The sequence below is a fragment of the Aestuariimicrobium sp. G57 genome, from assembly GCF_050110855.1.
GTDB lineage: Bacteria > Actinomycetota > Actinomycetes > Propionibacteriales > Propionibacteriaceae > Aestuariimicrobium.
In genome coordinates this window covers 779,903-802,534 of record NZ_JBNINW010000001.1, presented here as the reverse complement: position 1 = coordinate 802,534, position 22,632 = coordinate 779,903, and the positions used below count along the sequence as shown (strand labels likewise).

The following is a 22,632-nucleotide window of genomic DNA, read 5'->3' as shown; positions in this document are numbered from 1 at the left end:
CACTGACCACCAGCCAAGCACGAATTGGTGGCCGGGGCTGGCGAATGGGGGTCTTGGCGCGTTGGTATCGGGCAAGGCGAGGGGGCGCCCGGCACCATGGACGCCCCCTCGCTGTGACGGCCGGCTACCGCTGGCCAGCCGTCGGCTCACTTCGACCAGACCACCCCCCGGGTGGCCAGGCGCAACAGCTGCACATGTGTCGTCGACGCCCCGGTCAGCTGCACGGCGACCGTGCCGTCGGCGGCTGCCGTGTGCACGCTCAGCGACGCGCCGGACTGGTCGAAGAGCTCGACCTTTTCACCCGCAGACAGGCCCGTGGCCGAGGCCCAGGGCTGGCCTGCCCGGTCCTCGATCGCCAGGGTGAGTGATGGGCGGTCGTTGACGTTCCACTTCCAGGCGTTCAGGTCACGGGCGATGTAGTCATAGCCGAAGTTGCCCATGAACGCGTGGGCCGACGGGTTGAAGTACGACGCGCGTGCCAGGGTGGTCGGGTCGATGCCATAGACGCGGGCCTGTGAGTTGAAATAGATGCGGTTCTCATAGGGGTTGAACCAGCCGACGCCGCCGCCGTGCACGTACTCGACGGTGCCCCACGGGTAGCTGCCGTAGTTCTGGGTGGCCAGCACTGTGCCGTCGGTCTTGCTGACCTTGAAGATCGACATCGGGCTCGAGGTCCACAGGTTGTCGTCCTTGTCGAAGAACACGGCACCGATGGCACCGTCGCCGGCGGCGGGCTTCACCTTCCACAGCACTGTGCGGGTGGCGACGTCGAAGGCGAACAGGTAGCCCGAGTTGTCGTCAGCCGGTGGTCGCGCCGCGCCCACACCCCCGAAGATCGACGTGCTGCCGTAGATGATGCCGTCGCGGTAGGCGACCTGCACCACGGAATGGCCCTCGACGATGGTGTGGAACTCGGTCTGGTTCGTGGCCACGTTGACCAGCCCCAGGCCGCCGCCGCGGTTGCCGTTCTCGGGGACGAGGGCCACGGCCAGGTAGGCGCCCGCGCCTGCCATGGCGTGCGGGCGGGACTGGCCATTGCCCTTGAACTCGGCCACCTTGGTCAGCGGTTCGCCCGACGCGGGGTCGTAGCGCCAGACGCCGGCGTCGGGGTAGGTGCCCACCCAGACGCTGCCCAGGTGGCTCGTGATCGATTCGCCCTGGCCATTCGTCTGCGAGACGACGGCCTTGGCCCCGGTGGCGGGGTCGTAGCTGGCCAGGCCACCGGCGAGGTAGCCGCTGTAATAGACCTTGCCATCCGGCCCCTCGGCCATCGACCGGATGCTGGCGTAGGCACCCTCGACGTCGCCCTGCTTGACCTCGAGCTTCTTCGTCTGGGCGTTCCACATGAAATAGGTGCCCTTGTAGGTGGAGCCGATTAGGGTTTCACCAGGCCAGTCCGGGGTGCCCAGGCGCAGGTAGCCGAAGGCGCGCACATCGCTGAAGCCGGGGATGTCGACGACCTTGGCCGACTTGTAGGTCTTGGTGTTGAACGACCACAGTTCGCCGGGCTTCATGAAGTGCACCGAGTGCTTGTCGCTCAAGGTGGGGGTTTGTTCGGCCATGGTCAGGCCCATGACGTTGTTGATGACGCCGACCCAGCGCTGCTTGCGCCAGTCATAGATGTTCAGCGTGCCGCTCTGCTGCATGCGCACGAACAGCAGGTCGCCGCGCACGTCGAGCTCACCGACGTAGTTGTCCTGGGGCTTCACGTCGGGGATCGCCAACTTGCGGCGCTCGCCGGTGACGGTGTCGACCTCGAACAGCATCGGCGTGGGGCCCATGCCGATCCATGCCCGGCCCTCGGCGGCGGCGACGTAGTGGCCGATCAGGGGAGCGCTGGGGTCCTGGGTGAACGCGCCGTAGTCGCGCCGCTGGCCCGTGGCCGGGTCATAGCTGACCAGGTGGCCGCCGACCTGCCCGGTCGAGCCGTAGACGATGCCGGTTGACGCGTCGTGCGAGACGGCCCAGACGAAGGTCTCGCCGGGGGCGAGCTGGCCCAGGTCGACGATGCTGTTCGTGGCCCACTCGTACTTGATCAGGTGGCCGGCGCCGTAGCTGGCGATGTAGATGTCGCCGTTGGCCTGCCGGTCGAGCACCCAGGAGCCGCCGGTGCCGGCGGGCAGGGGCAGCACGGCGAGCCGTGTGCCGTCGCGGGCGTCGATGATGTTGAAGGTCGCCGGCACGCCGGATTGGACCCAGTAGATGCGTGGGGTGCCGTCGGGTCCGTAGCCGGTGGTTGAGCCGGGGGCCGTGATGCTGGTCAGGGGGATGGGGCCGATCTGTTGCAGCGTGGTGGCCTGGGCCGGGGTGTGTCCGAGCCCGGAGAGCAGCAGCGACAAACCGCACAGCAGTGCGATCAGGGCGCGTGCTGCACCACGGCGATGTGGTGCGGGGGTCATGGGGTGGTCCACCGTTCTCGAGAGGGTGCAAGGTGATGCGAGAAAACGTATACTGTTGTGACCGCCCGGTGGCCAGTTGCGCGGAAATCGCTCAACACGCGTGCTGTGGCCAGAGTTGGTCGTCTGCCGTTAACCTGAGAGTCATCCAAGAATCTTCAGGTCAGTGGTAATCTGGGGTCCCGGAGGAGCGATCCTCCCGGCAACGGCGCCGTTCGACTGCCAATCCTCGACGGACCACGGTCCAGAGCGGTGCCCCCACATGTCTGACGTCCCCTCATCACCTCTGCCTGCGCGCGCACACGCCGCTGATGCCGGCCTGTCGATGCTGCCCGCCCGGCCCGCACCACTGCGCGACGACTACCCGACCTTCGCGCACGCTGCGCCGTCGCGTGCCAGCATCGCTGTCGCCAAGGTTGCCCCGCTGGGGACGGTGGCACTATGGCTCTGGTTCGTCATCGACACACTGCGCCGGCATGCCGACCCGCTGCCGTCGGCCTGGCAGGCACTCTGGCTGGGCGTGATGCTGCTGGCCACCACGGCGCTGGCGTTCTCGTCGACGATGTACCTGCTGGGTCGCGCCGGGGCGCTGGTCAGGCTGCGCCGCCACCGCCGCACCAGCCGTGCCGAACTCGACCAGACGTTCGCCGACGATGACTCGACCATGACGGTGCTCGTGCCCTCGTATGCCGAGGAGCCCCGCGTCGTCAGCGCCACGCTGTGGTCGGCGGCCCTGCAGGAGTTCCCGTCGCTGCGCGTCGTCCTGCTGGTTGATGACAAACCCAACCCCACGGACGACGCGGTGCGCGCGAAGCTCGACGCCACCACCGCGCTGCCCGGGCAGATCGCCGCAGCGCTCGCAGAACCGCGACGCTTCAGCGAACAGGCCCTGGCCCGCTTCGTCGCCCGCGGGTGGGACCAGGTGCGCCGCGATGACGTGTTCACCCTTGCCGCGACGTATGAGCGGGCCGCCATCTGGCTGGCCGACCTCGCCACCCAGCACCCGGTCGACGACCATGCCGACGCCTTCCTGGTCGACCAGGTGTTCATGGGTCTGGCCGATGCGCTGGTCGCCGACGCCGACCGCCTGCGCGGGCGCGTCGTCGATGAAGACCTGCCGAGCCGTGCCGAGGTCATCACGGCCCACCAGCGCCTCGTCCGGATCTTTGCCGTCGAACTGACCCACTTCGAGCGCAAGCGCTACATCTCGTTGTCGCAAGAGGCGAACAAGGCGATGAACCTGAACTCGTACATCTCGCTGATGGGCAAGTCGTGGAACATTGAGCGCACCCTCGCCGGCGACGTGCTCATGCCGGCTGCAGCTGGCCGTGACGCCGACCTGGTGGTGCCCGACGCCGACTACGTGCTGACCCTGGACGCCGACTCGCTGCTGGTGCGCGGCTATGCGACCAGGCTCGTGCACGAACTGCGCCAGCCCGGCAACGAGCGGGTTGCGGTGATCCAGACGCCGTACGTCTCGTTCCCGGGGGCACCCACCCGGCTCGAGCGGGTCGCGGGTGCCACCACCGACCTGCAGCACCTGCACCACCTGGGCAAGACGTATTTCGATGCCACGTTCTGGGTGGGCGCGAATGCGATCATCCGTCGCGGGGCGCTGGCCGACATCGAACAGGTCAGCATTGAGCGTGGCTTCGAGGTGCGCACCTACATCCAGGACCGCACCGTCATTGAGGACACCGAGTCGAGCATGGACCTGGCCGCCCGCGGCTGGAGCCTGGTCAACTACCCCGAGCGGCTCAGTTACAGCGCCACCCCGCCCGACTTCGGTTCGCTGGTCGTGCAGCGGCGCCGCTGGGCCAACGGTGGGCTGATCATCCTGCCCAAGATCGTCGACGTGCTGCGTGGGCGCCTGGCCCGCCGCGAACCGATCCGTGCCGGTGAGTTCGCGTTGCGTTTCGACTACCTGGGCTCCATTGCGTGGACGAGCATCGCGGCGCCGGTGTTGATGCTGGTGCCGATGGTGGGCGAACTGCTCAGCCCGTGGTTGTTCCTGACGGCGGTGCCGTTCCTGGTGGCACAGGGTGCCGACCTGCGTCGGGTCGGGCACCGGGCCGTCGACGTGGTGTGGGTGCAGGCGCTCAACATGTCGCTGCTGGCGGTGAACCTGGCCGGTGTCGTCAAGTCGGTGCAGCAAGGGCTGACGGGCCGCAAGATCCCATTCGCCCGCACCCCGAAGATCGCCGACCGGGTCGCTGCACCTGCGCTGTTCGTGCTGGTGCCATACGTACTGGTGGCGGTGCTCGCCGGGCTGGCGGTGCGGGCGTTCAGCCTGGGCTATGCGCTGGGTGGGGCATTCGCCGTGGCCAGCGCCGTGCTGGCACTGGTGGGTGCGGTGAACTTCGTCGGAGTGCGTGCCGGGTTCGAGGACGTCGTGGCCGGGCTGCGGCAGCGCGTCGGCTCGCCGGCGTTGCCGCGTCGGGCTGCTGCGGTGGTGTTGCCGGCGGAACAGGCCGCGCAGGTCTGAGCCGGCGCTGGGCAGGGCTGGGCAGGGGGCGTGCGTCAGCACCGTTGAGCGCTCGGGCGCAATGCCCGGTGGGCGCGCCTACCGTGGGGGAATGCGCCAGCTCACCTATTCCATGGGCATGTCCCTGGACGGCTACATCACCGGGCCCGATGGCACCTTCGACTGGGCCGACCCCGACCCCGAGGTCTTCCAGCTCTCGCTCGACGAGCTCGACGGCATTGGCACGCACCTGCTCGGCCGGCGAATCCACGAGGCCATGCTCTATTGGGAAACCGCGGAAGAACGGCAGGAGCTCGACGCGCAGGAACTTGAATGGGCCAGGCGCTGGAAGCAGTTGCCGAAGGTGGTCTTCTCGACGACCCTGACGACGGTCGAGGGCACGAATACCAGGTTGGCCACTCGCTCACTGGCTGCCGAAGTGGCGGCGCTCAAGGCTGAACCGGGCACCGGTGACATCGCCATCGCCGGGGCGACCCTGGCCGCGCAGGCCGCTGACCTGGACCTGATCGATGAGTACCTCGTCCGTGTCTTCCCGGTACTGGTCGGGGGAGGGCAGCCGTTCTTCGCCCACCACGGGCACAAGCGTGAGCTGGAACTGGTCGAGAACCGCACCGTCGGCACGGTGGGGCGGGTGGTCTACCTGCGCTACCGCGTGCGGCGTCCGGGCGGGCGGGTCCCTACATGAGGGAAACGTCGGACTTCGTGAGCGTATGCCCTTCCTGCTGCAGCCGGTTGATGACTGCTTCGGCATCGGCTTCCGGGATGTGCAGGAACTCACCGTTGAAGGCGGACTCTGCAAAGTATTCTTCGACCAGGTCATCAGGGAACCAATCGAGCATGCTCTGCTGAAGCCACTCGGGGTAATCCCCGTCCGCGTGACCGGGGACATCATCCGCCTCAAACGGTTCGGCGTCCTCGGGTTCCTCGCCTTGGTCGTAGATGCCCTCGCTGTGCAAGCGGTCGAGGATGTCCTGGTAGTCGACCCTGTCCACGGTTGCTCGCAACTCGCCCCAAGTCCGGGAACAGCGCAGCCCGTCGTGCAAGCGGCTATTTCGTTCCGCGTCCTCACGGGGTGCGACAAGCAGCACACCCCCGGAAGTCGAGTACACGAGTTCCATCTTCAAGCTCCGTTCTTCGCGTGATTGCGGCGTCGACCTATCCGTCAGCAAGGACAACATTAGTGCGCCACAATTCGCGGCTCAGTCGGGTGTGGGCCATCACGGTCCCGGCACGAGGACGGCGCTGAGCTCGCCCACGCGCAGGCTGGTGGCGGCCGTGTTGGTGAGGGTGAGCGTGCCGGATTCGTCGAGCGCCTGCCAGGTCACCGTCCACGTGGTGGTGGCCGTGATGGAGTAGGTGGCCTTGTTGGAGTAGACGTGGCCGCAGTCGGGGGAGGGTTGCTCGGCGGGGTCGAGCACCGGCGGGCGCCGGGTCATGGTCTGGCAGGTGATGGTGGTGCCGTCGCCGAAGCTGACGGTTGTGGGACCGGCGGTGGCGGTCATGGTGATGGTGATGCCCTCTTGCGTGGTGGCAGCATTCAGGGTTCGCGGGTGCTCGGTCCAGACCCAGATCGGGAAGCCGACCGGGATCATGTTCCACTTGTTGCGGGCCGGGTTGGGGCCGATGATCGGGGTGGGCGCGGGCACGTCGAGTTGCAGGGCGGCCGACGATGCGACGGTGCGGACGTCAACGCTGGGTGCTGGCGTGGCGGCGCGCGGGCTGGTGAAGGGCAGGGCGCAAGGGATGGTGGTGCCGCCGGACATGCAGGGCTTGACGGAGGGGGCGGGCTTGGGGTTGGGATCCGGATCGCCGCCGCGCTTCTTCTTGCCAGTCACTGTGCAACCGGCAGTGCCAGTGGCGCCGACGGCCGTTCCGATGCAACCAGTATTTGCGACGGCCGTGCTGAGGCCGATCGACGAAGTCAGCAGCCAGCCAACGAGCAGCGCGATTGTCAGGCGTCGCATGAAGCAACTTCCTTCACTTCGCTGTAGACCACTTGGAGCGTGCCAGCGGGGCCGCGCCCGAGTTCGCTCCAGTACATGAGTGAAGAGGCGCGCGTGGACGAGCCCTTTCCGTCCTTGAATACCACCTGAGAGGCGTCATCGCACATTTGAATGCCGATGATTGCATTCTCTTCCAGGTCATCAGAGAACGTTCCGACGCGTTTGAAGGTCATCCTGTCGACCTTCTCGAGCTTGGTCCCCTTCTGGTGCACGGACCTCAGCACCGTCTCGACCGCCCGCGACTCGGTGCCCGCCACATACTGCTTCAGGTCTTCCGGCAGCGGGCCGTCGATTCCGCCCTGCGCCTCGTACTTCAGCCGAAGCTTCTTGTAGGCGACATAAACCTGTTCGGCCTCGTCCGCGAGTGCCTCAAGCTCAGTTGAGCTCGTCGGCCTCGTGCTGATCAGCGTCTGGCTCGGGGTCGGCGCCGTCGATGGCGGCGTCGGTGACGATGTCGCGCTGGCGGTCTGCAGGATCGGTGACACGGTCGGTGCTGGGGTGGTGACCGGCTTGTCCTGGCAGCCGCTCAGCAGCACGGTCGCGGCCACGCAGAGAGCGAGAGCCGAGAGGGGAGGTCGTCGCATATGGCCATCCTTGCCAGCCAGGGGGCCACGAGCCGGGCTCGTCCGAAAATCTGTGGATAAGTCCGCCGACATCAGCCCGACGGCAGTGACTGGCCCCGCGCATGCCTCGTCCTGACGCGCGCCCACGCCCGGCTCAGTGCATCTCTTCGGTCGGCAGCCCCGCGGCAGTCCACGCGCTGAACCCGCCCTCCAGGTGGGCCACGTCGTCGCGTCCCATGTCGCGCAGGGCCGCTGCGGCCAGCGCCGAGCGCCACCCCGAGCCGCAGAACAGCAGCAGCTTGCGGCCGTCGTCCAGTGCGGGTCGGTAGTAGGGACTCTCGGGGTCGACCCAGAACTCGAGCATGCCGCGCGGTGCACGGAAGGATCCGGGGACGGTGCCGAGCTTTGCCAGTTCGCGTGGGTCACGAACGTCGACGAACAGCCAGGCGGGATCTTCGAGCAGCGACCGGGCCTCGTCAAGGGGCACAGTGTCGATGCGTGCGTTGGCCTCGGCCACGAGTTGGGCGGCATTGCGGACCAGCGGGGTGCCGGGTTCGCGTGCGGACATCATCGTCTCCTGGGTCGACGGTGGGATGGGACGCAGCCTATGCCGCGGGCGCCGACCGGGTCGCGCGATTCATCGTGATTGGCATCACATGTCGGCCAGAGAGGCTTCTCGTTCAGTTTTCCCAATGGCGCACCAGAGTTCACCCGCATGTCACGTGGCGGGTGTCGGGTGGGGGTGGGCGAAGTCGCCCGAGCAACTTCTGCACAAGGAGGACCCATGACCATCACTCGTCGCGCCCTGCTGGGCGCCAGCGCCGCCACGGGCATTGTCGCTGCCGCCGGCCTGCCTGCCCACGCCGCCCCTGCCGCCGGCGGCTCCGCGCTGCCCGTTGTCGCCGACAACGGCCTGGTTGCCCTGCCCAAGGGCTTCAAGATCAACCGCGTCAGCACCATCGGTGCCGAAGACCTGCTGGCCGACCGCTTCGGCGCAGTCATCGGCAAGACCCCGTCGAACCTGGACGGCACCGGCGCCTTCGACGTGCCCGGCGGCGTGCGCCTGGTGGTCAACCACGAGTGCCGCGCCAGCGCCCGGATCCCCGTTCCCCTGGTCGAGGGCACCGTCTATGACGACGGCGTCCCCGGCGGCATGGGCGGCAACACGGTCGTCGAGACCGACAGCAATGGCCGCTTCGTGCAGCAGTGGGTCGCCCTGTCGGGCACCATCCGCAACTGCGCCGGTGGCGAGACCCCCTGGGGCTCGTGGCTGGCCTGCGAAGAGGACGTGACCAAGGCCGGCACCACCGTGACCAGCTCGGTCGATGGCCAGACCTACACCACCAAGAAGGATCACGGCTACGTCTTCGAGGTCTTCCCCGACGTCGTGGCCAAGCAGGTGCCGCTGCCGATCAAGGCCTGGGGCCGCGCTGTCTGGGAGGGCGCCGCAATCGACCCCGACCTGACCAAGGCCTACATCACCGAGGACACCGGCCGCGGCCTGCTCTACCGCTGGACCGCCCCGGAGGGCGCGAAGATCGGCCCCCGCATCGCCGAGCAGTTCGGTGAGAACGACGGCGTGCTGCAGGCCGCCCAGCTTGTCCGCGACGGGGTGCCGCTCGTGCACTACGGCCAGCTGACCGCCGCCGACGTCAACAAGCCCTACCCGGTCAAGTGGCTCGACGGCGGCGCCGACCGCCAGGCCCAGAACGCGAACCTGCGTGACCAGTACCCCGGCGCCACCCAGCACCCGAAGATCGAGGGTTGCTGGAACGATGCCAACGGCATGTGGTTCACCCTGTCGTACACCAACGCCAGCCAGATCGCCCAGTACAAGGCCAGCCACGGCATCGACATGCTCGGTGACTCGGGCATGATCGCCTACTACAACTTCGCCGACGAGACCATCACCATCAAGGAGTACTGGGCCAACGGCAACGCCGAGGGCTTCCACGGCCCCGACAACATCACCGTCTCGCCCTGGGGCGGCGTCGTGATCGCCGAGGACGGCAACGACCCCTGCAGCCTGGTCGCCTTCACCGAGCGCCTCGGCAGCAACGAGATCGCCCGTGACCTGGGTGACCGTGGCGAGTGGGCCGGCCCCGCCTTCGCCAAGGGCGGCAGCCTGCTGTTCGCCTCGATCCAGGGCGACTGCACCTACGCCATCAGCGGCCCGATGGCCAAGTACCTCAACCGCTGATTCCGCCTGCCCCCCGGGGCGTGTGGTAGCCACCACGTCGGGCCGGTCCCTTGGGGCCGGCCCGACGTGTCGTTGCCACGAGCGTCAGGGGGTGCATGGAGCGACCAGCAAATGGTGCGACCAGTAACCTGACACCGAACCACACCCGCTTGGCGAAGGGACGACGCATGCTGCTGACCGTGCTCTATGTGATTGGCATCACGGCCGAAGCCATGACCGGTGCGCTGGCGGCGGGCCGCGAGAAGATGGACCTGTTCGGCGTCGTCATCATCGCCACGGTCACCGCTATCGGCGGGGGATCGGTGCGCGACATGCTGCTCGGCCACTACCCGTTGACGTGGGTGCGCCAGCCGCTCTACCTGGTGCTGGTGGTCGTCGCCGCCGTGGTCACCGTGTCGATCGCGTCACTGATGCGCTACTTCCGCTCGCTGTTCCTGGCGTTGGACGCCGTGGGCCTGGTGGTCTTCTCGATCCTGGGGGCGAAGGTCGCCCTCGGGATGGGCCTCGGGGTGGTGATTGCCTGCGTCGGCGCCATCATCACTGGCGTCTTCGGTGGCGTGATGCGTGACCTGCTGTGCAACCGGGTGCCCCTGGTCTTTCGCAAAGAGCTCTATGCCAGCGTGTCACTGGCGGCGGCACTGCTGTACGTGGGGCTGTACACCCTTCGCGTGCACGACCTGACGGCGGTGGTCATCACGCTGGTGGTGGGGTTCACGATGCGCATGCTGGCGGTCTATCACCGGCTCAGCCTGCCGGTCTTCGACTACCAGGCAGTCGAGAACCAGCCGATCGCGGCGCGTCCGCTGCACCCCTGGAGTCGCAGGTTCTCGTCCAACTCGGACGACTGAGCGCTACGCCCCCACGGGCACCGCGTCGAGGGTGCCGGTCAGCAGCAGCACGGCGAGCACCGCGGCCAGGATGAGCCGGTACACGACGAACGGCGTGAAGTTGTGGGTGCTGATGTATTTGAGCAGCCAGTGGATGACGGCCAGGCCGATCGCGAAGGCGATGACGGTGGCGGCGATCAGCGGGCCCCAGGCCAGCCGCGGGTCGCCGGGCACGTCCTTGAGCTTGAACAGGCCCGACATGAACACGGCCGGGATGGCCAGCAGGAACGCATACCGGGCAGCCGCCTCACGCTTGTAGCCCATGGCCAGGCCGGCGGCGATGGTGCCACCGCTGCGCGAGACACCGGGGATCAGGGCGGCGGCCTGGGCGAGGCCGTACAGCAGGCCATGCTTGACCGTCAGCTGGTCGAGCGTGCGCTCGTTCTTCGCGTGCCGGTCGACCAGCCAGATGATCACCGCGACACCGGCGAGCATGGCGACCGTCACCCACAGGTTGCGGAAGACCGTGTCGATCTGCTGCTGCAGGAACAGGCCCAGCACACCGATCGGGATCGAGCCGAGGATGATCAGCCAGCCCATGCGCGCGTCGGGGTCGGACTTGTCGACCTTGCCCGTCAGCGAACCGAACCAGCGGGCGATGATGCGGCCGATGTCCTTGGCGAAATAGAGCACGACGGCGGTTTCGGTGCCCAGCTGGGTCACCGCGGTGAACGCCGCGCCGGCGTCGCCGTCGAAGAACAGCTGCCCTGCGATGAGCAGGTGCGCGCTCGACGAGACGGGCAGGAACTCGGTGAGTCCCTGCAGGATGCCCAGGATGATGGCCTCGGTCCAGCCCATGTGATGTCCGTCCTTCGCGCTCGTTGCCGATGTGCTCGGCGCCGCAGATCAGACTAACCGGACCACGCCGGGGGACCGGCATTGCGGGGCGTCGGGCGGCGAGATTCAGACCACGGTCGTGGGTTGCCGCTACGCCCGTCGGCTGCGCGGACGACCCTCCATCACCTCTTGCAACGTGGCCACGGTCTCGTCCAACAGGTCGGTGCCGAGCAGGCGGGCCTGCCGGGTGACCTGAAGCACCATCCGTTCGACCTCGGCCCGGTTGCCGGACAGGTGTTCGGCGCGGATCTTGACGCCCATGGCGAGCTCGTCGTCGGGGGCGGCGAGCAGCGCCCGGTGGGCAGCCCAGCGGGCGGTGTCGAGGTCGTGCACCTCGAGCGCCCGGCCCCCGAGCACGACCGCGGCGTCGCGGATGGTCGAGATCATGTCGCTGCGCATCTCTTCGGCCCAGTGCCACTGGCCCGGTGCAGCATCGGCCAGCGGCGCCCCGCGCACCAGCGTGAGCGCATCGACCAGCGTCTGGCTCGAGACGAGGTTGACGCCGGGGGCGAGCAGCACCTGCATGCTTTCCCAGTCGCTGCTCACGGCCGGGTGCAGCGAGATGCGGCCGGTGTAGGCCTCGGGCAGGTACTGCGCCCCGTCCTCGCCGGCACCCAACCAACTGCGCAGTCGGCTGACGTTCGAACGCCTGGTCGTCTCGGCGACCATGAGGGCCGCGACCATCTGGTTCGAGGTGCCGCCCGGGTGCTGGTGGATCCAGGCACAGTACTCGACGCACTGCTTCACCGCGCGGGTGGGCTCGGCGCCGCGTGCCCCGACCAGGCTGATCGGGCCGAGCAGCAGCAGGCGGGGGTCGGCGGGCATGGCTGCTCCTTCGTCGTCGCTGGGCAGTCGGGGACGGTCGCGGCTGATGAGGGGGGTGGGCGCCGGGGTGTCATCGGCGGAGTGCAACCACCACGGCGCCGGGGTCGACTCGGTGCTGGTGGCAACCGTGTGCAGTTCCACCAGTGCACGTCTGGCCGGTTCGCCGATGAGCTGGGGAAAGAAACGCTGGCCGGTGCTGGCGACCACTGCGTCATCGCGGGTGACCGCCAGGGTCTCGGAAGCCAGTGCGGTGCGCTGCGCGACCACGGCGCACATCTTGGGGTGCGCGACCTCGAGCAGCAGCCGCAGGGACTCATCGTCCAGCGGATCGCAGAACACGAACACCTCGGGCGCACTGTCGTCGCCGGTGGCCGTCAGGCGGTGCCGGTCGGCGGCGGTGGCCCGCCACAGCTCCAGGGCTTCGGTGGTCGTGGCGACCACGGTGAGTTCAGGACGATCGAAGGCACCGGCCCACGACAGGGGTTCGGCGGCGACGGTGACGGCGACGCCCTCACACCACTCGGCGCACATCAGGGTGGTGACGATGCCGCCCAGGAAGTCGTTGGCAACCTCTGCGGAGGGGGAACTGACGGCGGTGAGCGTGTGGGCACCCAGGTCGACCAGCACAGGTCGCGGCTGTTCGGACTCGTGATCGGCTTCGCCGACCAGCACCGTCGTCGGGGTCAGGGGCGCATCTTCGTCGTCCGTCGTGCCCGCCGGGCGGTGTGCCAGGGCCAGTCGGCTCAACGCCTGCGCGAACCGGTTCGCCTCGCTGCTGCCCTGTGGCACCTGCCGGCCGAGGGGACGGGCGAGGAGTTGTTGGCGGCGCCTGGTGACCAGGCCGGCCGTGATTCCTGCCGCGAGTGCGGCGGTGATGCCGCCGGTCACGCGCCGCACAGGGTCATCGGTGATAAACCCCGCCGGGTCGGCCGGTTGCGGTGACTGGGCGGTCGTGGGTGCTTGATTGGTGGGCTGGGTCGTCCGGACGCCCGCAGGGCCGGGGCTGCTGCGCATCTCGACGACGTCGGGGGCGCGTTCGGTGGTCGCGGCCCGCTGGGGCACCTGTTCGGCGACGGGCGCGGGGGCCTTGGGCACCTTGAGTACCCAGCCGATCTCGATCTCGTCGGGGTCACCGACCAGGGTGGGGTTTGCCTTGGCAATGTCGGGCCAGCGGTTGCCGTCCCCGAGCCAGGCTTCGGCGATCGTCCACAGGGAATCACCCTGAGTGACGGTCACGAGGTGGTACTCATCGCCGTAGGTGGGTACCGCGATGGGTGTTCCCGGGCTGAGCAGGTGCTCACCGACCTGGGGGTTGAGTTCGCTGAGATGCCGCCACTGCCGTCCATCACCGAGCTCACGTTCGGCGATGCCCCACAGGTCGTCGCCCGGTTGCACCACATAGGTGGCGGCCCGGGGGATGGGGTCGGGGTGCTGCTCCGTGGCGGACGGCCCGGGCGTGGCGGGGGCCGACGCGACAGCCCGCGGCATGACCGCGGGCGCACCCGCGCCACCAGCGGCATCTGCGGGGGCGGCGGCCGTCCTCGCCATGGAGCCTGCCAACACCCCGGCGACCACCGCTGAGACCAGCACATGTGTCAATGGGCGCACCCAGGCGCCGGTCGGTGGGCGCCAGCGGAGACGGCCACGGGACAGGCCGGCGGCGAGGTCGGTGACGACCTCGAGGACCATTGCCACCCACGCGAGCCAACCGATGCCGGTCACCAGGGTGAGCAGCAGGGAGCCGTCGTCAGGGGTCAACGGGTTGGCCAGCGCGCCGATGTCGTAACTGCCGACCTGCACCAGCAGCCATGCGCTGCCGCTGAGCAGGGCCAGCAGGGTGGCGGCGCCGGCGATGGCGCGCAGGGCGCCCGGTGGCGAGCCCGTGCCGGGTGAGGTGGTCATGGCTTCCTCTTGCGGTAGGGGTCGAGCGGTGCGGTGCCGGTGGCCGAGACTGACGTTCGCCCCGGCATGCCGGGCACCGACAGGTCGGCGAAGCTGACGGTGCAGACAATCGTCACGCTCACATCCGCCGTGGTGCCGACCGGGGTGGCGAAGCCGCTGAGGTCGGCAGAGACCAGGGGACGGTCGCACGCGGTGGGGTTGGCGTTGACCACCTGGTGGATGCGTTCCATGGCCTCGCTACTGCTGCGGGCCTGGCTGGCGGCACGGGCCGCGGCGCCGCTGACCTGGGCCAGGTCGGAGCGTGCCTGCCACAGCCTGAAACCGGCGGTCATCACTGCCAGCAGCAGCACGACCACCGGCACGACCAGCACCGCCTCGACGGCGGGGCTGAGACCGCGCGACCCGGGCCGCGCAGCGCGGCGGGTGGGAGTCATGACCCCTCCAGCGGCATGACGGCTGTGGCGCTGACGCGCCCCTGGCCGACGTCGAAGAACAGGTCGGGCCGCCCCGTGACCGTCACCCGGGCGAGCCCACCCTGGCGGGTCACGGTGACGGTCACGTCATGCAGGCCCGATCCCGCGGCTGCGCGCTGTGCCACCTCGGCGCCGGTGCCCCGGGGTGACCCGTGCCAGGACTCAGCTTCTGCGCCCGCCATGGCGGCGGACTTTGCTGCCTGCCGGGCCTGCAGCACGACGGCGCCCTGCACGAGCCCGACCATCATCATCACCAGCAGGGGCGTGAGCAGGGCCCACTGCACCGTCTGGCCCAGACCGCGGTCGCGGTGGGCCCGACGATGTCGATGACCGTGGTGGTGTCGAGGATCAGGTGTGGTGGGCATGGCCGGCGTGCTCGCAGGATCAGCGGGGCAGCTTTGACTGCACGTAGGCGGTGACGACGGCGATGACGATGCCGGCGACTGCCACGGCACCGGCAAGAAGGATGGCGTTCTCGGTGGACTGGGACAGGCCGCGGTCGCGGTGGCGCCGCGGCGCGGGCATGAGAATGAGGCTGATGAGCAGGCCGGTCAGGTAATGGAACGAGCGGGTCACGGTGGCGCCTTTCGATGGGTTGGGTGTGGGTGGTGGAGGTGGACTGGGTGGGTCTGGTCAGCCGTTGAGCATGGTCAGCAGGGGAGGGGTCAGCAGGATCAGCCCGAACACCAGCGCCGGGATCACCATCCAGATCGTGAGCGACTCACTGGTGCGTTGCGCCTCGATCTTCTGGCTCATCAGGTGGCCGTCCCGCAGTTCACGAACCCGTGCACGCAGGGCCCCACCCAGCGCGGCACCCTGCTCATCGAGCCGCATGACATCCGCGATGTCATGCAAGGGGGCCAGGTCGAGCCTCTCGGCCACCTCGTCGAGCGCCTGCCACGCGGGCCGCTGTTCGAGACGGGCACGTTCGAGGGCAGTGCGCAGTTCTCGGAACAGCACGTTGTCGGACAGTGATGCCGCACGCGTGAGCGAGGCGGTGGCGGACTGGTTCGCGAGCCGTTCCAGCGTGACGAGGTCGATGTAGGTGAACACGGCCTCGCCCGCCGCGTTCTGGAAACGACCGCGTGAGCGCAGCAGCAACAGGTCTGGGATGAACCAGCCCACCGCGGCGCCGACCAGCACCCACAGGGCGGGCATCGCACCGAATGAGGTGCCCATCAACCAGGTGAGCAGCGACACGAGCCCCGGGGCCGCGGCCCCGATGACCGCGACGACGAGCTTCTCTGCCATGAAGTCGGCACCGGTGCGCCCCTGCATCTGCAGGGTGGCTGCCGTGCGGTGCCCGACGGGGATGACCGACCACAGTTTCAGCCCGACGCGGTCGAGCAGTCCGTCGTCGGCGCTGCCCGGGTTGACGAGGGGGCGTCCTGCTGCGGGCGAGCCCCGCCCGCCGGAGGTGCCCAGCACGTCGGCCAGGCGCACGGGGCGGGGCGCGAGCCCGCCCACGACCATCAGCAGACCAGCCGCAACGGCGGCCCCGCCGAGCAGTGGCAGCACGGTGGCCCAGCGCAGCGAGACCAGTGTGACCAGGGTGAGGGTGCTCATGACTGACCTGCCACGAGAATGCGCTCGCGCCGGCGCGGCATGGTGCGCTGGCGCAGCACCACCAGCGAGCCGACGAAGCTCGCCAGCAACACCGCGAGCACAGTCTGCCCCAATGCCGAGCCATAGGGGGCGAAGTAGCCACCGCCGACGACCAGGGCCACCCCGAGCACCGTCAGCGTGATCATGGTGACCTGGCGCACGACGATGCGTGGCTTGGCCCGCTCGGCCTCGACCTCGCGCATCGCCCGCAGCCTGTCCTGGGTGGCCTCGGCGATGCCGAGCAGTGTGTCGCTGGTACCCGTGCCGCCACGTTGGGACGCGAGCATCAGTGCGGCGATCACTGCATCGGCCTCCGGGGCGTCCAGTTCGTCGGCCATCGCCCGCAGTGCGTCAGAGGGCGACCACCGGCCGTCCATGCGCGACACGGCGGTCTGGATGGCCGGCTTCAAGGCCTCGGGGCTCTGGCGGCGCGTTGCCCGGATCGCATCACCCACTGACTTGCCGGTCAGGATGGATCCGTTCAGCAGCCGCACCCACTGGTCGAGGGCCTGCAGCAGCACGAGCTCCCGGTTGGGCGGGGTCGACAGCAACCAGGGCAGACCGAGGACCGCCGCCGGCACCGCCACGAGCAGCACCACCCAGCCGGTCAGGGCGAAGCCGAGGATCCCGCCGATGACGGCCGCGATCACCAACATCCGCCATCGCCTGGGTGCCCCGCGCCAGGCATGGGCGGCGCGTTGCAGCCGTGAGGGTCCTGCCGGGGTGCTGGGTCGGTGGCGGTCAGCCTGCGGCACGAGCCCGTGGACGAGGGTGGCCAGGCCGAGGAGCCCCACGAAGCTGCTGAGCAGCACCACCAGCGAATTCGTCATGACCGCTCCTGCAGGTAGGGCATGAGCTCGTCGAGCAGGGCGGGTTCTGTGTGGAAGACCCCCGCGTCACTGCCCTCGGGCGCCCTGTAGAGAAGGTGCGTGGTGGGCCGATCGTTCTCGAGGCCGCCCGTGATGGTGCGGATCTCGCTGATGAACCTCGTCCGCACCCCGCCACGCCAGGTGTTGTCGACCAGCTTGACGTGGATGAGGAAGTGCAGGTTGTGGGCCACCTGGCGATAGGCCTCGTCAATGCCGAAGGCCCCACCCTGGGCCACCCGCGAGGCGAGGCGGTCGATGGTCGATGTGGCCGAGTGCGAGTGGGTCGTGCTCATGGAGCCCGCACCCGACTGCATCGCCTGGAACAGCGCCCCCGCTTCTTCACCGCGCACCTCGCCCACCACCAGCCGCGTCAGGTTCTGGCGCAGGGCCTCGGGGATCAGGTCGGCGACGGACCAGGCCCCGATCGAACGCCCGTCAACCTGTTCGCCCAGACCGATCCGCGATTGCAGGGCCAGGATGTTGCTGCGGTGCGGCAGCAGGTGGGTCAGCAGCTCGTAGTCGGTCTCGAGGGTGCCGAATCGCTCGCTGGTGGGAATCGCCTCGATCAGGGCGCGAAGCAAGGTGGTCTTGCCCGCGCCCTGGTCGCCGGAGACCACCATCGACTTGCGCGCAAGCACGGCTGCCCGCAGCAACCTGGCCACCTCGAGCGGCATGAGCCCGCCTGCCGAGAGCTGTTCGAGGGTGACGTGGGTGTGCAGGTGCTGGCGGATGATCACCGAGGGGCGGTGGCTGAGGCCGAAACCGATGGCGTGCAGCCGGAACCGGTTGCCCAGCGCGATGGTCATCACGGGGTGCGCGTCGTCGAACGGCCGCGCAGGGTTGGCAGTCTCGCCCAGGAAGCGCACGGCTTCGACCAGCTCGTCGTCGCTGTCGGCGACCGGTGCATGTTCGCTGCGTCGTCCATCGCTGTGCTGCACCACCACCGAGTCCCAGCCGTGGATCTCGATGTTCTCGGCGTCAGCTATTTCGAAGACGGGCTGCATGCGTCCGTAGCCGAAGATCGCGGAATCGAGGGCGGCTCGGTGGGCCGCTTCATCATCGGCGGTCCAGAGCGCCTCGCCGCCGCTCGCCAGTTCTTCGCCCCGGGTGCGCACGAGCTGGCTGATGACGCTGCGTCCGAGCATCCGGCGATCATCGGGGGGCAGCGCCCGGCGGTGTTCGGCCTCCCAGGTGGTGAACGCCTCGGTCATCTGCTCAGCGGCGCGTCGGCGCAACACCACCACTTCGGCCCAGTCGACCTGCATCGCCTGCTGGCGTCGCGCCGGCATGCGCGGTGGGGCGACGGTCGGGGTGATGGGGCTGCCGGGCGCTGTGCCCGTCGTCGGCAGGGGGTGCACAAGTGGGTGCACTGCGGGCTGGGGTGCATTGAGTCGCTGCAGCACGCGGTCGAGGGCTTCCCTGGTGCTGGGGCCGCCGTGCGCGACGGGTTCGGCGCGTTTCATGAGGCGTGCCACCCCGCGGCTGGGCCCTGCTGCGCCGCCACCCTGTTTGCCAGACGGGGCTGCAACTCATGTGCTGACTTGACCAGCGAGGCGACGTAGCTGCCCTGCTGAAACCTGCGTGGCGGTTCCGCGGCGTCGCTGAGCACGGCGGCATGCTCGGGGGCCCAGTCGATCGACGCGGCCACAGGAACGCCGAACTGGGCGCTGACTTCGGCATTCGAATAGGGCCGCCCGGGCCCGACGACTGCGAGGCCCACGTCGAGCGACGCGCTCGCAGACTCCCACTGGTCGACCAGGGTGGGCAGGTGCGCTGCGAGGCCGACCATGCCCCGCAGTGTCGAGCGGGTCGTGAGCAGCACCTGGTCGGCGCGGCGCACCAACTCAGGTGGCAGCCCGGTGGCGCCGCAGCGCCCTGCATCAACGATGACGTCGAGCCCTTGGTGCTGCACCTCGACGAACTCCTCGGCCAGCTGGGACCACGACGTGAAGATCGCCGAGGCGGCTGGGTGCCTGAAGCCCGCCAGCAGCAGCTTGCGGCCGGCGGCGTCGAGCCGTTGGGTGTGGTCGAGCAGGCTGCCGCGCAGGCTGGACTGGCGCCGCAGCACTTGGACGAGGCTGGACAAGCCACGCTGCCCGGGTTGTCCGCCCAGGTAACCCCCGACGATCGCCTGGGAGGCGTCGCGGTCACAGTCGGCAAGCAGCGCCGGGCGTGGCCACTGCAGCGTCAGGCCCAGCGCTGTGGTGGTAGTACCGGGTGCCCCGGCAGCAGAGCACATGATGATGAGCGCCATGTCAGGCCGACCTCGTCAACACCAGCCGGCCGGATGCCGCCAGTTCGGCGATCATGGGCGCCTCAGCCTGCTTGACGCTGACATCGAGCAGCCAGGTGACCCCGTCGGGCAGTTCGCGGGGCACGCTGGTCAGGGTGGCCTCGAACGTCCTGCCCGCAGTCTCGGAAGTAGTGCCGGCAGCCCCCTCTGCGCTGCTGCTCACCGAGACCAGCAGCACCCTGGTGCCCGGTGGCATGGTGGTGCTCGGCAGTCGCCCGGCAGCCAGCTTCAGGCCGAGCTGCGAGGTGCCGGCGTCGATCACGGGTGCACCCACGGCGCCCTCACCGACGAGCGAGCCCGCGGGCAGGTCGACCAGTGCTGTCTGGCCGACCAGCCGGGTCAGGTGGTCACCGGGCACGGTGCTGACCCCGGGGACCGACCCGATCGTGACCGTGGTCAGGTCGGCCTGGGTGACCACGACACCACGCGGCACGGTGCGGGCCATGGCCACCACCGTGTGCGACTCGGTGGCCTGCGAGAACGCGGTCGTGACGCCCAGGGCGCCCAGCACGGCGCAGAGCACGCCGATCACCACCAGCCGCGGACTGCGTCGTCCACGCATGGCCGTGCCCGGGGCGCGCATCGCCTCGGGGCCGCGTTCTGTGGTGGCCCTCAGGCCCTGGTCGTCGCTCACGCCCGTGACGCTAGGCAGTCGGAGGGCCAAGTAGAAGGCCAAGAATGAGATCTGTGGATAACTCCTGGCCCGGGTTCACCGAAAGTTCACGGAATTCGTGCACGAAAGGACGGGTTGGCGGCCCGCAGGGCAGCGTGCTTCACGGTCGAGCAGATCGCCTAGACTGGGACGACACACCCAGACGATTGACACAAAGGGGCAACCGTGGGACTCCTGCGCCCGTACGAGCAGCGCAAGGCCAAGGACGCCGGGCAGAGCGACCAGGCCAAGGTCACGATCGAGGACGAGGCCGCAGCCCAGCCGCAGCCTGCCCAGCCCGGCCAGACGCCGAAGAAGGGCCGCCCCACCCCGACCCGTGCCGAGGCCGAGGCAGCCCGCATGGCCCGACTGCACCCGCAGATGACCAAGAAGGAGCAGCGTGCCGCCGCGGCCGCTGCCCGCCGCGCCGGCCGCGAGGCCACCTGGGATGCCCAGCAGAAGACGCCCGAGAAGCAGCTGATGCGTGACTTCGTCGACACCCGCTGGACCATCACCGAGTTCCTGCTGCCCGTGATGCTGGTGCTGGTGGCGATCTCGTTCTTCTTCAGCCGCAACGTGCCCGTGCAGACCGGCATCATGTTCGTGATGGTGGGCCTGCTCATCGGCTGGATCGCGAACGTGTTCTTCATGTGGCGCGCCTACAAGAAGCTGGCCCACGAGCGCATCAAGAACCCGAACTTCCGCGGCGTGCTCATGGAGATGAACTCGCGCATGATGACCATCCGCCGGTTCCGCAACCCCGGCCCGCGCATCAACCGGGGCGAAGAGGTCTGAGATGGCCTGGTACTGGGACGCCGAACAGTCCTCGGGGCTCGAATCCCACAGCGATGACCTCGTCGGTGCCGGCATCGGTCGCCGGTTCGACGACCAGGCCTCGGCCGAACAGTGGCTCACCGAGAACTACCTCGACCTGGCAGACCTGGGCATCGACTCCGTCAGCCTGTACGAAGAGGACCGGCTCGTCTACGGGCCGATGTCGCTGCAGCCGGAGTGAGCACCGGAGGCTGAGTCAGCTCCACGGCCTGTGGGCAACCCGTCAGTGGTGTTCGAGCAGTCGCTGTTCATCCGAGCTGACCGCGCCGCGTGACGTGCCGCCCCTGCGGAAGAGGAAGAGGCCGAAGCCGGCCACCAGCACACCACCGATCGCCACGATCGGACGCTGCGACCGGGTCGCTTCGAGGCGCTGTTCATAGGTCTGCGTCTGGGCCGTCTGCAGTTGCGTGTAGGACGACTTGTGGCACACATCGCCGGGGGCCATCTCGACGCCGCGGCAGGTGACTGCGCCGCGTCCCATCACCAGCCCCGCATAGGCGATCACGAGCACGCCGACCACGACCAGCGCGAGGTTCAGCGCCTGCTGCCAGCGAGGCGCGGTGGCTCGGGTCATGCGATGGTGCTCCAGTCTCGATGCAGTGGGCTCGTCCGAGGTTACCCCCGGGTGGGTGAGTGACCCCAATCAACCCTGAAACCCCTGATCGTTCGGCAGATGCCCTTACGCAGTGCTCCCGGTGCGCATAGGCTGGACGGGTAGAGCCGCAGGTGCCGGATGGCACGCCACGCGACACCACTGGAAGGACGCACAGACTCTTATGGCCGGAATCTTTTCCCGCATCTCGACAGTCTTCCGCGCCAAGGCCGACAAGGCCCTGGACAAGATGGAAGACCCGCGCGAGACCCTCGACTACTCCTACCAGCGCCAGCTGGAGCTCCTCCAGAAGGTTCGTCGTGGCGTGGCCGACGTCGCGACCAGCCGCAAGCGTGTCGAACTGCAGGCCAACCAGCTCAACAGCGAGGTCGAGAAGCTGAACCTCTCAGCCCAGCGCGCGCTGCAGCAGGGCCGGGAAGACCTTGCCCGCGAGGCGCTGACCCGCAAGTCGGGGCTGCAGCAGCAGCTGTCCGACCTGCAGGCCCAGCACGCCCAACTGCAGGGCGAAGAAGAAAAGCTGGTGCGCGCCAGCCAGCGCCTGCAGGCCAAGGTCGACGCGTTCCGCACCCGCAAGGAAACCATCAAGGCGACCTACTCCGCCGCCGAGGCCCAGACCCGGATCAACGAAGCATTCACCGGCATGAGTGAAGAGATGGGCGACGTCGGCCTCGCCATCCAGCGCGCCGAGGACAAGACCCTGCAGCTGCAGGCCCGGGCCTCGGCCGTCGACGAGCTGCTGGCCTCGGGAGCCCTGGAAGACCCCACGGGCACCTACAAGGACGACATCACCCGCGAACTCGACGCGCTCGCCTCGACCTCGCAGGTCGAGGACGAACTCGCCGCGCTGAAGTCGCAGATGGCGATCGGCAGCGGCCAGCACGCCCAGGGCGCACTGCCTGCCGGCCACGGTGACTCCCAGCCGCCGCAGCAGTACCAGCCGCAGCAGCAGGCCCCGCAGGCCCCCGCGTACGAGGCACCCGCCGCCCCCCAGGCACCCGCCCACGACGCCCCCCATGCACCGCAGTATGAAGCCACCCAGGCGCAGCCTGAGGCTCAGCGGTACGGGGCTCCTCAGTACGAGGCGCCCCAGCACGAGTCGCCCCAGGCCCCCGTGACCCCTCAGTACGAGGCGCCGCAGGCCCACCCGGGCGGCCCCAACACCAATGGCAATCCTGCCAGTGGCAACCAGTGAGAC

22 protein-coding genes and 1 pseudogene are annotated in these 22,632 nt (G+C 68.9%); 7 read left to right on the top strand and 16 right to left on the bottom strand.

Annotated features, from left to right (window positions below; all coding sequences use genetic code 11):
• Positions 1-146: 146 nt before the first annotated feature.
• The gene (locus tag ACQCX5_RS03705) at positions 147-2,399 is read right to left on the bottom strand and encodes a hypothetical protein (RefSeq protein ID WP_434540621.1); all 2,253 of its coding nucleotides are present in this window, start codon (positions 2,397-2,399) and stop codon (positions 147-149) included.
• Between the two features lie 259 nt (positions 2,400-2,658).
• Here ACQCX5_RS03705 and ACQCX5_RS03700 point away from each other — a divergent pair, with 259 nt between their 5' ends.
• Together ACQCX5_RS03700 and ACQCX5_RS03695 are read left to right on the top strand one after the other, a co-directional pair.
• Positions 2,659-4,881 carry a glycosyltransferase family 2 protein gene (locus ACQCX5_RS03700; RefSeq protein WP_434540620.1) on the top strand — a complete coding sequence of 741 codons (2,223 nt, stop codon included), beginning with the start codon at positions 2,659-2,661 and terminating at the stop codon, positions 4,879-4,881.
• A 91-nt stretch (positions 4,882-4,972) separates the two neighbouring features.
• Positions 4,973-5,566, top strand: coding sequence for a dihydrofolate reductase family protein (locus ACQCX5_RS03695; protein ID WP_434540619.1), 594 nt, complete (start codon positions 4,973-4,975; stop codon positions 5,564-5,566).
• Here the strand turns inward: ACQCX5_RS03695 and ACQCX5_RS03690 are convergent.
• The 4 genes from ACQCX5_RS03690 to ACQCX5_RS03675 all read right to left on the bottom strand — a co-directional run bounded on the left by ACQCX5_RS03690 (position 5,559) and on the right by ACQCX5_RS03675 (position 8,015).
• The gene (locus ACQCX5_RS03690; protein ID WP_434540618.1) at positions 5,559-5,990 is read right to left on the bottom strand and encodes a hypothetical protein; all 432 of its coding nucleotides are present in this window, start codon (positions 5,988-5,990) and stop codon (positions 5,559-5,561) included. The genes ACQCX5_RS03695 and ACQCX5_RS03690 overlap by 8 nt on opposite strands.
• A gap of 108 nt (positions 5,991-6,098) precedes the next feature.
• Positions 6,099-6,716 (bottom strand): hypothetical protein, encoded by a 618-nt coding sequence (locus tag ACQCX5_RS03685; protein ID WP_434540617.1) that lies wholly within the window; start codon positions 6,714-6,716, stop codon positions 6,099-6,101.
• A 116-nt stretch (positions 6,717-6,832) separates the two neighbouring features.
• Positions 6,833-7,432 (bottom strand): hypothetical protein, encoded by a 600-nt coding sequence (locus ACQCX5_RS03680; protein WP_434540616.1) that lies wholly within the window; start codon positions 7,430-7,432, stop codon positions 6,833-6,835.
• A 169-nt stretch (positions 7,433-7,601) separates the two neighbouring features.
• Entirely contained in the window at positions 7,602-8,015 is a 414-nt protein-coding gene (locus ACQCX5_RS03675; RefSeq protein ID WP_434540615.1) for a rhodanese-like domain-containing protein, read from the bottom strand.
• 216 nt (positions 8,016-8,231) lie between these two features.
• Between ACQCX5_RS03675 and ACQCX5_RS03670 the strand changes: the two genes are divergently transcribed.
• Positions 8,232-9,647, top strand: coding sequence for an alkaline phosphatase PhoX (locus tag ACQCX5_RS03670; protein WP_434540614.1), 1,416 nt, complete (start codon positions 8,232-8,234; stop codon positions 9,645-9,647).
• A 95-nt stretch (positions 9,648-9,742) separates the two neighbouring features.
• Positions 9,743-10,495, top strand: coding sequence for a trimeric intracellular cation channel family protein (locus tag ACQCX5_RS03665; RefSeq protein ID WP_434540613.1), 753 nt, complete (start codon positions 9,743-9,745; stop codon positions 10,493-10,495).
• Positions 10,496-10,498: 3 nt separating this feature from the next.
• Here the strand turns inward: ACQCX5_RS03665 and ACQCX5_RS03660 are convergent, their stop codons facing one another.
• From ACQCX5_RS03660 to ACQCX5_RS03615, 10 genes are all read right to left on the bottom strand, one after another.
• Complete coding sequence (locus tag ACQCX5_RS03660; protein ID WP_434540612.1) at positions 10,499-11,332, bottom strand: undecaprenyl-diphosphate phosphatase; 834 nt, start codon at positions 11,330-11,332, stop codon at positions 10,499-10,501.
• A gap of 129 nt (positions 11,333-11,461) precedes the next feature.
• Complete coding sequence (locus ACQCX5_RS03655; RefSeq protein ID WP_434540611.1) at positions 11,462-14,098, bottom strand: LysM peptidoglycan-binding domain-containing protein; 2,637 nt, start codon at positions 14,096-14,098, stop codon at positions 11,462-11,464.
• The gene (locus tag ACQCX5_RS03650; RefSeq protein ID WP_434540610.1) at positions 14,095-14,532 is read right to left on the bottom strand and encodes a TadE/TadG family type IV pilus assembly protein; all 438 of its coding nucleotides are present in this window, start codon (positions 14,530-14,532) and stop codon (positions 14,095-14,097) included. The genes ACQCX5_RS03655 and ACQCX5_RS03650 overlap by 4 nt, the downstream gene beginning before the upstream one ends.
• The gene (locus ACQCX5_RS03645) at positions 14,529-14,936 is read right to left on the bottom strand and encodes a TadE/TadG family type IV pilus assembly protein (protein ID WP_434540609.1); all 408 of its coding nucleotides are present in this window, start codon (positions 14,934-14,936) and stop codon (positions 14,529-14,531) included. The genes ACQCX5_RS03650 and ACQCX5_RS03645 overlap by 4 nt, the downstream gene beginning before the upstream one ends.
• Before the next feature lie 19 nt (positions 14,937-14,955).
• Positions 14,956-15,147, bottom strand: coding sequence for a hypothetical protein (locus tag ACQCX5_RS03640; RefSeq protein WP_434540608.1), 192 nt, complete (start codon positions 15,145-15,147; stop codon positions 14,956-14,958).
• A gap of 57 nt (positions 15,148-15,204) precedes the next feature.
• The gene (locus ACQCX5_RS03635; protein ID WP_434540607.1) at positions 15,205-16,137 is read right to left on the bottom strand and encodes a type II secretion system F family protein; all 933 of its coding nucleotides are present in this window, start codon (positions 16,135-16,137) and stop codon (positions 15,205-15,207) included.
• Entirely contained in the window at positions 16,134-17,006 is an 873-nt protein-coding gene (locus ACQCX5_RS03630; protein WP_434540606.1) for a type II secretion system F family protein, read from the bottom strand. Before ACQCX5_RS03630 ends, ACQCX5_RS03635 begins: the two co-directional genes overlap by 4 nt.
• On the bottom strand, positions 17,003-18,508 hold the full coding sequence (locus ACQCX5_RS03625; protein WP_434540605.1) for a CpaF family protein: 1,506 nt from the start codon (positions 18,506-18,508) through the stop codon (positions 17,003-17,005). Before ACQCX5_RS03625 ends, ACQCX5_RS03630 begins: the two co-directional genes overlap by 4 nt.
• Positions 18,505-19,299, bottom strand: a complete 795-nt coding sequence (locus ACQCX5_RS03620) for a hypothetical protein (RefSeq protein ID WP_434540604.1) — start codon at positions 19,297-19,299, stop codon at positions 18,505-18,507. Before ACQCX5_RS03620 ends, ACQCX5_RS03625 begins: the two co-directional genes overlap by 4 nt.
• Before the next feature lies 1 nt (position 19,300).
• A complete protein-coding gene (locus ACQCX5_RS03615) occupies positions 19,301-19,972 on the bottom strand; it encodes an SAF domain-containing protein (RefSeq protein WP_434540603.1) in 672 nt (223 codons plus the stop codon).
• A 204-nt stretch (positions 19,973-20,176) separates the two neighbouring features.
• On the opposite strand from ACQCX5_RS03615, the gene ACQCX5_RS03610 reads away from it, so the two are divergent.
• Together ACQCX5_RS03610 and ACQCX5_RS03605 are read left to right on the top strand one after the other, a co-directional pair.
• Positions 20,177-20,785: a DUF3043 domain-containing protein gene (locus ACQCX5_RS03610; protein ID WP_434540602.1), complete on the top strand. Its 609-nt coding sequence runs from the start codon at positions 20,177-20,179 to the stop codon at positions 20,783-20,785.
• Position 20,786: 1 nt separating this feature from the next.
• Entirely contained in the window at positions 20,787-21,005 is a 219-nt protein-coding gene (locus ACQCX5_RS03605; protein WP_434540600.1) for a hypothetical protein, read from the top strand.
• A 42-nt stretch (positions 21,006-21,047) separates the two neighbouring features.
• Here the strand turns inward: ACQCX5_RS03605 and ACQCX5_RS03600 are convergent, their stop codons facing one another.
• Complete coding sequence (locus ACQCX5_RS03600; protein WP_434540599.1) at positions 21,048-21,398, bottom strand: hypothetical protein; 351 nt, start codon at positions 21,396-21,398, stop codon at positions 21,048-21,050.
• Between the two features lie 202 nt (positions 21,399-21,600).
• Here ACQCX5_RS03600 and ACQCX5_RS03595 point away from each other — a divergent pair.
• Positions 21,601-22,305: pseudogene (locus ACQCX5_RS03595) on the top strand (PspA/IM30 family protein); the annotation flags it as partial.
• Between the last annotated feature and the right edge of the window lie 327 nt (positions 22,306-22,632).